The organism is Cutibacterium sp. (assembly GCF_030525615.1).
Taxonomy (GTDB): domain Bacteria; phylum Actinomycetota; class Actinomycetes; order Propionibacteriales; family Propionibacteriaceae; genus Cutibacterium.
In genome coordinates this window covers 70,756-83,725 of sequence record NZ_JAUNEJ010000001.1, presented here as the reverse complement: position 1 = coordinate 83,725, position 12,970 = coordinate 70,756, and the positions used below count along the sequence as shown (strand labels likewise).

The 12,970-nt window shown below is 58.1% G+C and carries 11 protein-coding genes; 4 read left to right on the top strand and 7 right to left on the bottom strand.

Annotation, left to right across the window (positions count from 1 at the left end; all coding sequences use genetic code 11):
- The first annotated feature begins 114 nt into the window (after nt 1–114).
- A complete protein-coding gene (locus tag Q4B98_RS00390) occupies nt 115–912 on the top strand; it encodes a hypothetical protein (RefSeq protein WP_303195522.1) in 798 nt (265 codons plus the stop codon).
- An 18-nt stretch (nt 913–930) separates the two neighbouring features.
- Here the strand turns inward: Q4B98_RS00390 and dapC are convergent, their stop codons facing one another.
- The gene (gene dapC, locus Q4B98_RS00385; RefSeq protein WP_303194647.1) at nt 931–2,040 is read right to left on the bottom strand and encodes a succinyldiaminopimelate transaminase; all 1,110 of its coding nucleotides are present in this window, start codon (nt 2,038–2,040) and stop codon (nt 931–933) included.
- Nucleotides 2,037–2,357, bottom strand: coding sequence for a ferredoxin (gene fdxA / locus Q4B98_RS00380; RefSeq protein ID WP_303194646.1), 321 nt, complete (start codon nt 2,355–2,357; stop codon nt 2,037–2,039). Before fdxA ends, dapC begins: the two co-directional genes overlap by 4 nt.
- Before the next feature lie 349 nt (nt 2,358–2,706).
- Between fdxA and Q4B98_RS00375 the strand changes: the two genes are divergently transcribed.
- Nucleotides 2,707–3,462 (top strand): hypothetical protein, encoded by a 756-nt coding sequence (locus Q4B98_RS00375; RefSeq protein WP_303194644.1) that lies wholly within the window; start codon nt 2,707–2,709, stop codon nt 3,460–3,462.
- A 340-nt stretch (nt 3,463–3,802) separates the two neighbouring features.
- Here Q4B98_RS00375 and Q4B98_RS00370 read toward each other — a convergent pair whose 3' ends face one another.
- Complete coding sequence (locus Q4B98_RS00370; RefSeq protein WP_303194642.1) at nt 3,803–4,051, bottom strand: hypothetical protein; 249 nt, start codon at nt 4,049–4,051, stop codon at nt 3,803–3,805.
- 312 nt (nt 4,052–4,363) lie between these two features.
- Here Q4B98_RS00370 and Q4B98_RS00365 point away from each other — a divergent pair, with 312 nt between their 5' ends.
- A complete protein-coding gene (locus Q4B98_RS00365) occupies nt 4,364–5,134 on the top strand; it encodes a Fic family protein (protein WP_303194640.1) in 771 nt (256 codons plus the stop codon).
- 447 nt (nt 5,135–5,581) lie between these two features.
- Here Q4B98_RS00365 and Q4B98_RS00360 read toward each other — a convergent pair whose 3' ends face one another.
- The 4 genes from Q4B98_RS00360 to Q4B98_RS00345 all read right to left on the bottom strand — a co-directional run bounded on the left by Q4B98_RS00360 (nt 5,582) and on the right by Q4B98_RS00345 (nt 11,490).
- Nucleotides 5,582–6,133: a hypothetical protein gene (locus Q4B98_RS00360; protein ID WP_368492289.1), complete on the bottom strand. Its 552-nt coding sequence runs from the start codon at nt 6,131–6,133 to the stop codon at nt 5,582–5,584.
- 352 nt (nt 6,134–6,485) lie between these two features.
- Nucleotides 6,486–7,907: an NAD(P)(+) transhydrogenase (Re/Si-specific) subunit beta gene (locus Q4B98_RS00355; protein WP_303194638.1), complete on the bottom strand. Its 1,422-nt coding sequence runs from the start codon at nt 7,905–7,907 to the stop codon at nt 6,486–6,488.
- A gap of 3 nt (nt 7,908–7,910) precedes the next feature.
- Nucleotides 7,911–9,455, bottom strand: coding sequence for a Re/Si-specific NAD(P)(+) transhydrogenase subunit alpha (locus Q4B98_RS00350; RefSeq protein ID WP_303194636.1), 1,545 nt, complete (start codon nt 9,453–9,455; stop codon nt 7,911–7,913).
- Nucleotides 9,456–9,795: 340 nt separating this feature from the next.
- A complete protein-coding gene (locus tag Q4B98_RS00345) occupies nt 9,796–11,490 on the bottom strand; it encodes a dihydroxyacetone kinase family protein (RefSeq protein WP_303194634.1) in 1,695 nt (564 codons plus the stop codon).
- 116 nt (nt 11,491–11,606) lie between these two features.
- Between Q4B98_RS00345 and Q4B98_RS00340 the strand changes: the two genes are divergently transcribed.
- A complete protein-coding gene (locus Q4B98_RS00340; RefSeq protein WP_303194633.1) occupies nt 11,607–12,656 on the top strand; it encodes an alcohol dehydrogenase catalytic domain-containing protein in 1,050 nt (349 codons plus the stop codon).
- Nucleotides 12,657–12,970 lie beyond the last annotated feature (314 nt).

The following is a 12,970-nucleotide window of genomic DNA, read 5'->3' as shown; positions in this document are numbered from 1 at the left end:
ACCAAAGGACGATCCCGGCGTCGACGCAGGCGCCGTTCCAGCCATTCCGTCAGATCGGTAGTGGCCCTCGTCATCGTCCTGGCGATCCTGGCGGGACTCGGCTGGGGAGGTTACATGGTGTGGAAGGCCGTCGACCCGTTCAAAACTGTCGAACCTGAAGGTTGTCGGGTGACAGTGGCCGGTCAGTCCTACGACCTCGATCTGGAACAGTCCGAGAACGCCGCCATCATCACTGCCGAGTCGATTCGCCGCAACCTACCGGCCCATGCCGCGACGATAGCCTTGGCGACCGCCATGCAGGAGTCGAAGCTACGGAATATCGACTACGGCGACCGCGACTCGCTGGGGCTCTTCCAGCAGCGTCCTTCACAGGGATGGGGAACTCCCACGCAGCTAATGGACCCGTGGTATTCCTCCGGTAAGTTCTATGAGGAGCTAGTAAAGTTCGGAAACTGGCAGGAGATCAGCGTCAACGACGCCGCCCAGCAAGTTCAGCGTTCCGGATACCCGGAGGCCTACCGTCAACATGAGCCACTCGCCGAGGCCTGGGCCTCAGCACTGACGGGCCAATCGCCGTCAGCCTTGTCGTGTGTCAATAGGTCCTCCGCAGCGACGACCATCGACAAACTCACCCAGACAACACGCAAGGCGATGGCCAACAAAGTCGCCATCCAGACCAACGGATCTACCGTGACCTTTACCGCTGCAGACCCCGTTTCAACCCGGGCAGCAGTGGCATTGACGATGGCGAGCACGAACGTGGGTCCGATTGATCGCGCCACGGTAGCGACGACAAGTTGGAGTGCCGATCCCGAGCACTACACCTCGTGGAAAGCAGCATCCGGACCGTCGGCAAGTCCTGCTGCCAGCGAGACGGGCCGGGTCACCGGCACCGTCACCGCCCGCAGCTGATATTCCTGCCCTGGTTATTCAGTGAGACTCCGCTAACCTCTCGGCAGCGGCCTTGATCCGCTCGTCGGTGGCCGTCAGTCCGATACGGACATGGTCAGAGCCGCCTTCAACGTAGAAGTCTCCAGGTGAACAGAGAATCCCCAAGCTGGCCAACCTATCGAGGGTAGACCGGCAATCCTCGTCGTGGGTTGCCCACAAGTAGAGAGACCCCTCGGAGTGGTCAATTCGGAAGCCAGCCTTCTCCAGCGCAGGCTTGAGAACGTCACGGCGCAGCTGGTAACGCTTTGCCTGCTCCAACACATGGGAGCGGTCTGCCAGCGCAACCGTCATGGCCTCAGCGACCGGGGTCGACACCATGAGTCCAGAATGCTTGCGTATGAAAAGCAGCTCACGGGTCAACTCGGCGTCCCCGACAACAAAGCCCGCACGATAGCCGGCCATATTCGAACGTTTCGACATCGACAAACAGGCCAACAAACCAGTGACGTTGCCATCATTGACCCTCTCGTCAAGGACCGAGATGGACTCCCCCTCCCAGACGAACTCGCCGTAGCACTCGTCGGAGGCCAACACAGCCCCGGTACGACGGGCCAACTCCACCCAAGCCTTCATCTCGTCGAGGTCAAGGATGCGTCCTGATGGATTAGCTGGAGAATTAATCCAGATCAGGTCTGGAGCACCTTCGACCTCATCGGGCTCATTGACGGCCTGCACGGTGGCTCCGGCAAGCTGGGTCCCAACACGGTAGGTCGGGTAAGCGCACGCCGGAATGACGACTGTCGAGTCTGGGCCTAGACCAAGCTGGCTGGGTAGAGACGCCACCAGCTCCTTGGTTCCGATAACCGGCAGAACATTGGTCTCGTCGAGGTGGGAGGGCGCGCCCCAAACCTGCTTCATATGACCCAAGATGGCGGCCCGCAACGCCGGGGTCCCCCACACCTGCGGGTAGCCGTGGGCGTCGCTTGCCGATGTCAGAGCCTCGGTGACGAGCCGAGGAGTCGGATCGACCGGAGTGCCCACTGACAGATCAACAATGCCATCGGGGTGAGACTGTGCCTTAGCTTTTGCACCAGCGATGGTGTCCCACGGAAAGGTGGGCAGACCGGCTGAGACGACGCGGCGAGTCATTCGCCCTGCGGGGGCAAGGCCTCGACGGCCGGGTGGTCCTTGTGAGTCGGGCCAAGACGGGCGGCACCGCCTGGCGAACCCAGCTCATTGAAGAATTCGGCGTTGATGTCGAGGAACTTCTCCTGATCGTCAGGCAGGTCATCCTCATAGTAGATGGCCTCAACGGGGCAGACGGGCTCGCATGCACCGCAGTCGACGCACTCCTCAGGATGAATGTAGAGGGTGCGCTCGCCCTCGTAGATGCAGTCGACGGGGCACTCCTCGACACAGGCACGATCCTTGACGTCCACGCAGGGCAGACCGACGACGTAGGTCACGTCTTCTCCTTGTTCCGGCCCTGGCATCGGGCCTGATAGACATTCACCGACATCATAGTGCCCTTCTGTCGGACTTCAGGCTTCGTCGCGCGAGTCCTTAACCGTGAACGCGGCACCTGCGGCTTCCGAGGTTTGGCCCCTATGCGGAGTTCCGGTATCCGATCGGCCATCTTGCGACTGCACCTTGCCTACACCTCGCGCTACCGCAGTCTGGCCGTCTCGACGCGGCCCTAGCCATCCCGAAGGCGCATCGCTTGATTAGCCGTTGCTGTTCATGAGGTTGCTGACTTTTGACCGCGAGTGCCCTATCATTCAGTATCGGGTGTTTAGACTCGATCATTAGAACCATATGAAAGGATTCGATCATGACCGCCATTACACCCATGCAGCGCACATTTTGCGCCGCAGTTGCGGGTCTTCTACTGTCACCCTGTCCTTGTTTTACCTTCCTACAGCCACCGCAGCATCTCCAGACGAGCACTCGGGAGTTTGTCCTGTCGGCGAGGCGGCACCTGTCGAATTGATTCCTGTTTCAGATGAAGTATCAAAGGAGCTCAGTCAGCACACTCAAGATCTCCAAGAGCGTTCAGCTATAACAGTCGCCACAGATCCGTCTTCTCTCGCCTATAACCGGTCGATCGTCTATCAGGTTGAGACAACGCAAGGAACCGGCTACAGCGCGACAGTGCCAATTGACGGATCTCATTTCATGAGCAACTTTACTGTTCTCTATGGCCCACACATGGAGTTCTTGAGCTACAGCGAAACACATATACGGCAAGTTACTGGTGGAAACGTCCACATTGAGCAATGGACAAATGGTGAAAAGTCTCAGGATCGGACAGTCTCTATTGAATCCCAATCCAACAGTAACACTCCACCAGGGGCAACTACTAAGTCTTGGGGGAAAGCCGTGGGGTGTGTAGCGACAACACTGGGAGTTGGTGCAGGTGTTGCCAAAATCATCTTGGCCTTGTGTGCCACTTCGTGCGCTGTGCCTGAACCAACATTTTCAAAAGGTGTATGTGTTGCCTGCATCGGCGGAATTGCAACAGTAGGAGGCGGTGCTGTTGCTGCGGTTGTCAAGTGTTTTGGGTACTGGTGATCGTATGAAAATGTCCAGTCGACAAAGGATAATCAGCGTAATTGGTGTTGCGTTGATTGGAGCTCTGATCGTGCAATCCATCCCCTTCTTTTTTGGCTTAGAGTTCAGTTTTTTGAGGTTGTGCGCAAGCTTCGGTTTGACGCTACTTTGTTTTGCATTCGGTGGTGTCGCGGCAGGGGTATCTTACGTCATTCTCAAAAGACGGTCTAAGAATAGTGGTAACCCCAACAAGTAACCGGCTAGATGTTCATGTCCCAGTGATCTCGTCTGGGACATGAACCTGTTGGTCTTCTCATAGTGGGTCATGGGGCTCATCGCAAACGGGAGAGCGAACGGGGTGTCAATCTTGTTCTTCGCAAACGAGGGCGTAGAGGTTGATGGTGTGACGCTCGGGGCCTTTCCTGTCGTGCAGTTGCGCCACGTGTGTAGCTGGGCCACATCTGCACGCCTGCGCCGTCCAAGACTGGCGCAACAGTAGAGCCGCGAGGGCGGCTGTTCGCAAGGCGTTGTAGGACAGAACCTGCACGTCCATACAGCCGCTGGTGAACCCGGCATCCGGGGCCTCACCAACCATACGGAACGGTGCCATGACCGCAACCGTTTCGGGGACTTCTTCGGCGGCGGTTTTGTATCCGATACATCTACACCCTCACTTTGCGAAGAACCGGTAACGAACGCGTGTTTACCACGATTCTGCGGGCGCGAGTTGGTTAAGGACTATTCAGATTATTAGGAGGTTGAAAAAGAAGAATAGCAAGCACAGAGAGTGTAGCCACACTCCCATACACCTGCTTTCCGAGCAGCTGTAGTTAGGAATATCCCAAACCGTTGTTTTGCCTCAATGGTAGAAATATAGTAGAATATAACTATTGGAAATACTCATGCGGAGAGGCGACCAGCCATGATCGATTGCAATACTCTCCTTGCTGTTCTGCTGCGTCAGCGTGAAGACGGCATCGACAACAGTGTTTACAAGATGATACAGTGCGATTTCGCTTATAACTCAAACCATATGGAGGGAAGCCGTCTGACAGCCGAGCAGACACGCATGGTGTTCGGACGCAGGGCTATCAGCGTCGAGAACGTGCCTCTGGATGACATTCTGGAAGCCATGAACCATTTCCAAGCGTTCGATGACATGCTTGACCATTGCAATGATCCGATTGACGAAAAAATGCTGTTCTCGCTTCATGCCAGGTTGAAGAGGGACACGACACAGGAAAGGAACCCCACGTACTCAGTGGGAACGTACAAGCGATTCGAAAACGTGATTGGCGACATGGATGCCCCGACTACGCCGCCCGATAAGGTCTCGGGCGAGATCGATAGGCTCCTGTCGAAATACGAGGACACTGAGATACATGATTTTGAAAACCTTTTGAAGTTTCATGTGGACTTCGAGAAGATTCACCCGTTCAGCGACGGTAACGGGCGCATCGGACGGCTGCTGATGTTCAAGGAGTGCCTGCGCAACGACATCATCCCCTTCATCATCACCGATGATCTGCGCATATATTACCTGCGAGGTCTTAACAACTTCTCCTCCGAGCGTGGCTGGCTCCGCGACACCTGTTTGACGGCACAAGACCGATTCAGGGCAAAATACATGCCGATTGCCGAATCTTTCGCTAAAGCTATGGAGGAAACACATATCAGCCCCCGGTTACCCTGAAACAAGAGTGCGGAGATTGCCGGGTGACAAGCCATGACAGCGACCTTAACCGTCCCGTTGACGTGGGACGCGATGGTAAAGTGCGCTGACCAAGCTGAGAGGTGGGATTCACGCGATATGGTTCCCGAACGACACGCTTTTGTTCCATGTGTCCGGCCTGCACCAAGCTCAGCAGCCACCCCGCACCAAACACGCGGCGGGCGTAGAAATAGTGAGGCACCAAATCCCGGAATTATAAGGGTGTCTTTGTCGGCCGCATGGGCGGATGACTGTTACAGCGGTCCCATCTAGAGTACGGCTTACCGGCTCCCCGCAAACGAGGGCGTAGAGGTTGATGGTCACAGTCTTGTATTTGATTCACCAAACACGCCCTAAGGCAGATGCGACATAGATAAAGCCACCCGGCTCGCATGATGCCCCATCGAAGCTACCCCACTCATTTAAGGATTACTGATTATCCGGCTGGTCCTTGGGCTGCTGGCCCATGTTGAGCTGGTTCTGCAGTTGGGCTTGAGCCAAGAGCGCGGACATCTGGGCCTGCTGAACTCCCGCAGCCGTCGTAGCCTGCTGCAAGGATTCCTGATGCATCAGCAGAGCACGGTCAGCATAGAGCCTCTGCTCGACTTCTTGCTTGAAACCCTCCAGCTTCGCCTCCTCAAGAATGCTGACACCGATGCCTGTAGTAGAACCAGCATTATTGGATAAATTAAGCTGTGTATCTACAGTCGTCAACAATAGTACGACCATCAGCAGTAGGAAAAATATACCACCAAAGGAATGACCATTGCTAAACATCCCCGACCCAATCATGAACAAGATGAGTGCGATCACCATTCGACCAATATGGAACTTCTTGTTCAAACTGACTGCGGAGATAGATTGGAGGGGCATGGCGATGTCGTTGTAGCCCAGCGGAAAGATCCCTAACACCGTGTTTGCTTTGTGAGCCAAGAATCGCTGACTTGTCACAGTCAGCTCTGTCTTCAGCCACGGCGTCAACAAGGTTGGGGTGTACTCCGAAACAAAAATGTTGGTCTCCCCTGGAGCGAAACTAAAATTGCTCTGGGTAGCACCATCCTGTTGGGTACTCTGAAATCCGGGCTGACTCTGATACCCCGATTGATTCTGATTGACCATCGCCGACTCTCCTCAAAACATCACGGCCTATAACGCAGAACACCAAAGCCCCGCGCTTGAACGTGGCACTGAAGGTACCCCCCCCCCCGCTGATTTTTGTCAAGCTATCAAGTACAACCCATACCCACCACAAAACGACGCCCGCGATCAATCATGATCGCGGGCGTCGGATACTACTAGACGTGGCCGAGTGAATCAGGCCTGGCAGATCACCTCACAGCGCTGCAACAAGGGCGTCAACACTAGCTTTGGCGTCACCAAAGAGCATCCTGGTGTTGTCGGCGAAGAACAGCGGGTTCTCAACGCCGGCATAACCGGGCTTCATGGACCGCTTGAAAACCACGACTTCGTGACCCTCCCACACATGGAGAACCGGCATACCCGAAATCGGGGTACCAGGATCCATAGCGGCCGGGTTAACGGTGTCGTTCGCTCCGATGACCAAGACGACATCGGCGTCAGCGAAGTCGTCGTTGATCTCGTCCATTTCCATCACGATGTCGTAAGGCACATGGGCTTCAGCAAGCAGAACGTTCATGTGACCGGGCAAACGGCCAGCAACTGGGTGAATCGCGAACTTGACGTCCACTCCCTTATCCCGCAGTTTCTTGGCCAGCTCAGCCACCGGGTACTGGGCCTGAGCCACGGCCATGCCGTACCCAGGAGCGATGATGACCGAGGAGGCCTCCGACAGCTGAGAGGCCAGCTCGTCAGCTTTGATCTCGGTAACCTCACCAGCCGGACCGTCACCTTCCACAGCCGGGGCGTCACCGAAGCCGCCAAGAATGACCGACACAAAGGAACGGTTCATGGCCTTGCACATGATGTACGACAGGATTGCGCCAGAGAAGCCCACCAAGGCACCGGTGACGATGAGCACCGGGATGTCGAGGCTGAACCCGGAGAAGGCTGCCGCCCAACCGGAGTAGCTGTTCAACATCGAGATGACAACGGGCATGTCCGCGCCGCCGATGGCAGCGACGAGATGGAAACCGAGGAACAGAGAGGCCAGTGTAAGCAGGACTAGCGGCAGCCAGGCGATTCCACCGGAGACGTTGGAGAACCAGATTCCACAACCGATGATGACGACTAGTAGGCCAAGGTTGATCCAGTTGCGACCAGGCAGGGTCAACGGCTTTGAAGGAACCTTACCCGACAATTTGCCCCACGCAACCAAAGAACCCGTGAAGGTCAGAGCACCGATGAAGATACCGATCCAGATTTCAGAGAGCTGGAAAGTGGTGGCCCTGGTCCCTTCCTCGGCAAAGGCGTTGAAACCAATGAGAACAGCTGCAAGGCCGACGAAGGAGTGCAGCTGAGCGATAAGCTCAGGCATTCCCGTCATCTCGACCTTGAGAGCCTTCCACACGCCGATGCCGCCACCAATCAACATCGGGACGAAGAGCAAGACCAAGGACACCGGGGTGTAACCCGGCAACTTCACCAAGGCAACAATCGTGGCGACGATCGCAATGACCATGCCGAGAATGCCGTAGGCGTTGCCTTTTTTGGAGGTCTCGAACTTGGACAGGCCGGCAAGGGCGAAGATGAACAGCAGACCCGAAACGATGAAGGAAGCGTCGACGAAATTCGCCAACGACCCGGCCATCGGGGCAATAAGAAGTGTTGACGTCATGGATCAGGCCTTCCTGAACATCTTGAGCATGCGCTGGGTAACCGTGAAACCGCCGAAGATGTTGATACTAGCGATGAGCACCGTCAAGGCGGCCACGATCCGAATACCCCACGATTCACTGCCGAGCTGGGTGATGGCACCAACGATGATGATGCCGCTGATGGCATTCGTGACACTCATCAGTGGGGTGTGGAGGGCGTGGGTGACGTTCCACACCACGTAGTAGCCAACAACCACGGCGATCGCGAACGTGCCGAAAAGGCTGACGAATTCTGCCGGGGAGAAGCTGAGCAGCGCGATGAGTGCGATTGACAGCACTGCGACGATTCCGAAGGTCTGAGGCCACGGACGCGGCTTCTTCTCCGAAACCACTGGGGTGGCGGACTCGGCCTTGGCAGCCGGCTTGGGAGCGGCGGCGACCTGGACCGGTGGCGGTGGGAATGCAACCTGGCCCTCATGACAGACCGTCATGGTGCGGATAACCTCGTCGTCAAAGTTGAGGACGAGCTCACCGTTCTTCTCGGGGGTGGCCAGCTTCAACAGGTTAACGAGGTTGGTGCCATAAAGCTGACTGGCCTGACCAGGCAGACGGGACGGCAGATCGGTGTACCCGATGATCGTCACACCATTGTCGGTGACGTAAGACTCACCCGGCTGGGTGAGTTCGCAGTTGCCCCCGCCCAGAGCAGCAAGGTCAACGATCACACTGCCTGGCTTCATGGCAGCGACCATCTCGGCAGTGATGAGCTTCGGGGAAGGCTTGCCGGGAATGGCAGCCGTAGTGATGATGACGTCATCCTTGCCGGCCTGCTCCATGTAAAGCTCGGCAGCACGGGCGTTGTAGTCGTCGCTGGTCTCCTTGGCGTAGCCATCGGAGCTGACGCCTTGATCGGACTCACCGGTGCGCACGTGGAGGAAGGTGGCACCCATCGACTGCACCTGCTCGGCGGTCTCGGGACGAACGTCGGTGGCGTAGACCTCTGCGCCCATCGAGTTGGCGGCACCCAAAGCAGCCAGGCCGGCAACACCAGTACCGATAACGAAGACCTTGGCGGGCGGAACCTTGCCGGCAGCCGTGACCTGGCCGCCAAAGGTGCGACCGTAGGCGAATGCCGCCTCCACGACAGCTCGGTAACCCGAAATGTTGGCCATCGAGGACAGCGCATCCATGGACTGAGCGCGCGAGATACGCGGGACCATGTCCATGCTCAGGCCGGTGACGCCAGCGGCAGCCAGCTTCTTGGTCAGGGCAAGGTCCTGACGCGGATGGAGGAAGGTGACGAGGACGGCACCAGAGTGCATAAGCGCGACCTGGTCGTCGTTGGGTTCGTTGACGGCCAGCACAAGGTCGGCCTTCCACGCCTCCCCCGGTTCGACGATTTTAGCTCCGGCCTCTTCGTAAGCGTGGTCAGGCAAAGCGGCGTGGTCGCCGGCTCCGGACTCGACGACCACGTCGTAGCCGAGTTTGAGTAGGGCGGGAACAGTCGTCGGAGTCGCGGCGACCCGATTCTCACCCGGGAGTGACTCCCGTGGGATTCCGATGATCATACTGGCGACTTTACGGCCAAACGTCCCTAAATACGACATCGGGGCTGCACGTTTCCCCACATCGCCCGTACACACGGGACATTGCCGTCACGCCATCGTCCCACTGAGCACAACAGCCGTTAAGTGCTCATTGCCGCAACTGTCATAAGACCTCACCACCCGAACCATGGAAGAGCGCGATCACGTTCGAGCAGGGTATGACGTCGCTGCTGGACGACATCACTGCTGAGGCGTCGATCTGGTTGGACACCGCCGCCTGTGACCGTGAAGCCGGACACAGGCTCATGACCGAACTCATTTGACAGGCTCGTTACACAGCCTGGTCTCAGTCGGCACTGAGTCACAGCACCGACCCCACCGCAGCAACGACGTCGTGGAAGGACACCGCTCCTGGATCGGGAGTGCCCAGGGACTTTTCGCCCAGTGGACGCGCCCGACCAACCTTGGCCGTCACTTCGGCGGTCGACTGAGCCCCCTTCTCAGCGGCCTGACACGCCCGCTGCCATGCCTTTGGCAGCGGAGCCGTCGAGGATTCCAACGTCGCCACGAAGGGGTCCATGGCATCAACCATGGTCTTGTCACCGACTTTCGCCCCTCCCAATCTGGTCACGGCGTCGAGAGCGGCATGGGCCGCCTGGCGAATAGCGTCATCGCTAGCGGGATCGACATCACCTAAGACTGCACCAAAGGCAGTCAGCACTGCCCCCCACAAGGCACCTGAGGTACCGCCAGCATGCTCCGACCAGGCTGAACCGGCGGCATTCAGGGTGGTTGCAGCCCCGGCTCCGTCCTTTCTCACCCGCTTCGCCTCAGCGAGAGCGGCCTTGGATCCACGAGTCATGCCAATGCCGTGATCCCCATCCCCGGCCACCGAGTCGAGTTGACCGAGCTCCTTGGCCCGCGTCGACAGGTTTGTCACCACCGCTTCCAATGCCTTGACGACGAGGTCGGCGACCTCTTGGGAAACGTGCGATCCCGGGGCTGTGACCGAAACGTGCTCAGCTTCTTGAGGCAGCGGGGTGGTGTCAAAATCGACCGACCCAACCGTCCCGCGACGATATGCAGGGGTGTCGCACGCCGCCAGCCACAGCGGTTCGATGACCTCGTCGAGCCACACCAGAGTCAGGGAGACACCTGCCATGTCGAGGCTGGTGACGAATTCCCCCACCTGGGGATCGACGATCGTCAGTCCTGCCTCCGCAAGGTGACGGCTGATGTCATTCCACAGTACGAAGAGTTCTTCATACTTCGTGCTGCCGAGACCGTTGACGATCGGGACGACCCGGGTTCCGGGATTCTCGGGGCGATCAGCCAACAAACCATCAACGACCATGGCGGCCACCTCGTCGGCTGTGCCGAGAGTCTCATCATGGATACCCGGCTCACCGTGAATACCCATCCCGACACCCATCTTTCCCGGCTCAATCCGAAACAGCGGCTCATCAGCCCCAGGCAAGGTGCAACCGGCGAAAGCTACCCCGAAGGAACGGGTACGATTGTTGACACGTTCGAAGACGTTGACAGCCTCGTCAATGTCGCAACCTTCCTCACAGGCAGCCGCCGTCACCTTGAAGACCGGGAGGTCTCCGGCAATGCCGCGACGCTTCAGGTGATCCTGCGGACCCGCTGAGGCAATGTCATCAGTGACCAACAAGCAGCGGGTATCGATCCCCTCACTGCGAAGCCTTTCAGCTGCTTGCCCAAAGTGCAGGACGTCGCCGGCGTAATTACCGAAACCGATGAGCACTCCAGCTCCCCGATCCGCAGCCTTACACACTGAATAGGCCTGGGAGGCAGAGGGCGAGGAGAAAATGTTGCCACACACAGCACCATCAGCGAAGCCAGGGCCGACCCATCCGGCAAAGGCCGGGTAGTGACCCGATCCACCTCCCACAATGAGGGCTACCTTGCGGTCGGTGCGTGCAGCACGAACGACTCCACCGAATACCGGCCTGAGATGATTCGGGAAGGCGCTCGCGAGTCCGGCGACGGCCTGGGACGGAAAATCATCGGCGTTGTTTACGAGTCGGGTCATGGCTTGATCCCCCTGTCTTTTCATCATCCTTGATGATATTTTTCCCAGTTCTCATGATAATTGGAACCACTCCGGTGCGTTGCCGATGGAACACTGGAGCTGACGAAGGAGATCACATGACGCGCACCATGCCAGCACTGGTCCTCAACGGACCGGGGAACGTGAACCTAGCCGAGAAACCCGTTCCTACGCCGGGTCCTGGCGACGTTGTTCTGGCGGTCGAGGCGACAACAATTTGCGGCACCGACCTGCGCATCATTTCCGGTGAGAAAACCACCGGGGTACGCCCAGGAGTCACTCTCGGCCATGAAATCGCCGGACGGATTGCCTGCCTCGGTGCAGGCGTCGAAGGGCTGAGTGTCGGGCAGCAGGCAACCGTTTCCATCGTCGTTTCCTGCGGCACCTGTCGAGCTTGCCTGACAGGACGCGAGCATTTATGCACTCACTGCGAACTCATCGGCTATGGGATTGACGGTGGGCTGGCTCCCTGGCTGTGTGTGCCGGCCCGAGCGGTCTCCCACGGTAATGTCGTCCCGGTTGCCTCCGAAATGCCAGCGAACCGATTAGCTCTGGCCGAGCCCCTCTCCTGTGTCCTCAACGGGCACCGTCGCCATGGCGGAGTCAACCCCGGAGAGACAGTCGTCATTATTGGTGGTGGGGCCATTGGTCTGCTTCACACCCAGCTCAATCTGGCGTGCGGGGCGGGGCAGGTCATCGTGTGCGAGAAACACGCCGATAGACGCGACCGTGCTCGTGCCATGGGAGCCGTGACGACTTGTCCGGATGACCTCGCCGAGATTGTCGCTGAGCGAACTGACGGTTATGGTGCCGATCTCGTCATCGTCGCCATTGGACACAATGACCTAGCTGAACAATCCCTCGACCTTGCTGCCCCTGGGGGACGGGTGAGCTGGTTCGCCGGGTTTCCCAAAGGTTCAACGGCGACGATCACCCCCAATACTGTGCACTACCAGGAACTCACGGTGTCGGGGGGATCGAATGCCCGGCGAGCAGACGTCCACCGGGCGGTCGAAATGCTGGGCCGTGGAGACATCGATGAGACCTCGATCGTCACCCATACCTTTGGACTGACCCAGTGGACCGAAGCGGTTGAGGCAGTACGCGGCCACGCCGGGGTGAAGATCGCCATCGATCCCCGACGCTAAGCCTGATCGCTTCACTACCTCATACCTTCACTGACAGGACTCCCGGGTCAGGATTGCCGAATCGGTGAGCCGTCACCGATACCGACTGCTCGCGTAGGAAGGGCAACAGCTCGAGCTGCGGAGTGCTGGTGACCTCGTTGGCTCACACAGCCAGATCAGGGTCACCGTCGGCCTCACGCCTCCGCACCGGCGTCTACAACGTTATGACCAACTACAACTAGCTAAGGACCTGGTTCCGGGCGCCATCTTCCTCAAGAAGACAACGCGGTTACGACGGTGTACAGAGTCCAGAGGGCACCCGATGGTGCAAGAAT

Bases quoted from the DNA above. Each gene is read 5' to 3' on its own strand.
- Q4B98_RS00390 (WP_303195522.1), top strand. From the start codon at position 115: ATGGTGTGGAAGGCCGTCGACCCGTTCAAAACTGTCGAACCTGAAGGT.
- dapC (WP_303194647.1), bottom strand. From the start codon at position 2,040: ATGACTCGCCGCGTCGTCTCAGCCGGTCTGCCCACCTTTCCGTGGGAC.
- Q4B98_RS00375 (WP_303194644.1), top strand. From the start codon at position 2,707: ATGAAAGGATTCGATCATGACCGCCATTACACCCATGCAGCGCACATT.
- Q4B98_RS00370 (WP_303194642.1), bottom strand. From the start codon at position 4,051: ATGGCACCGTTCCGTATGGTTGGTGAGGCCCCGGATGCCGGGTTCACC.
- Q4B98_RS00365 (WP_303194640.1), top strand. From the start codon at position 4,364: ATGATCGATTGCAATACTCTCCTTGCTGTTCTGCTGCGTCAGCGTGAA.
- Q4B98_RS00355 (WP_303194638.1), bottom strand. From the start codon at position 7,907: ATGACGTCAACACTTCTTATTGCCCCGATGGCCGGGTCGTTGGCGAAT.
- Q4B98_RS00350 (WP_303194636.1), bottom strand. From the start codon at position 9,455: ATGATCATCGGAATCCCACGGGAGTCACTCCCGGGTGAGAATCGGGTC.
- Q4B98_RS00345 (WP_303194634.1), bottom strand. From the start codon at position 11,490: ATGACCCGACTCGTAAACAACGCCGATGATTTTCCGTCCCAGGCCGTC.
- Q4B98_RS00340 (WP_303194633.1), top strand. From the start codon at position 11,607: ATGACGCGCACCATGCCAGCACTGGTCCTCAACGGACCGGGGAACGTG.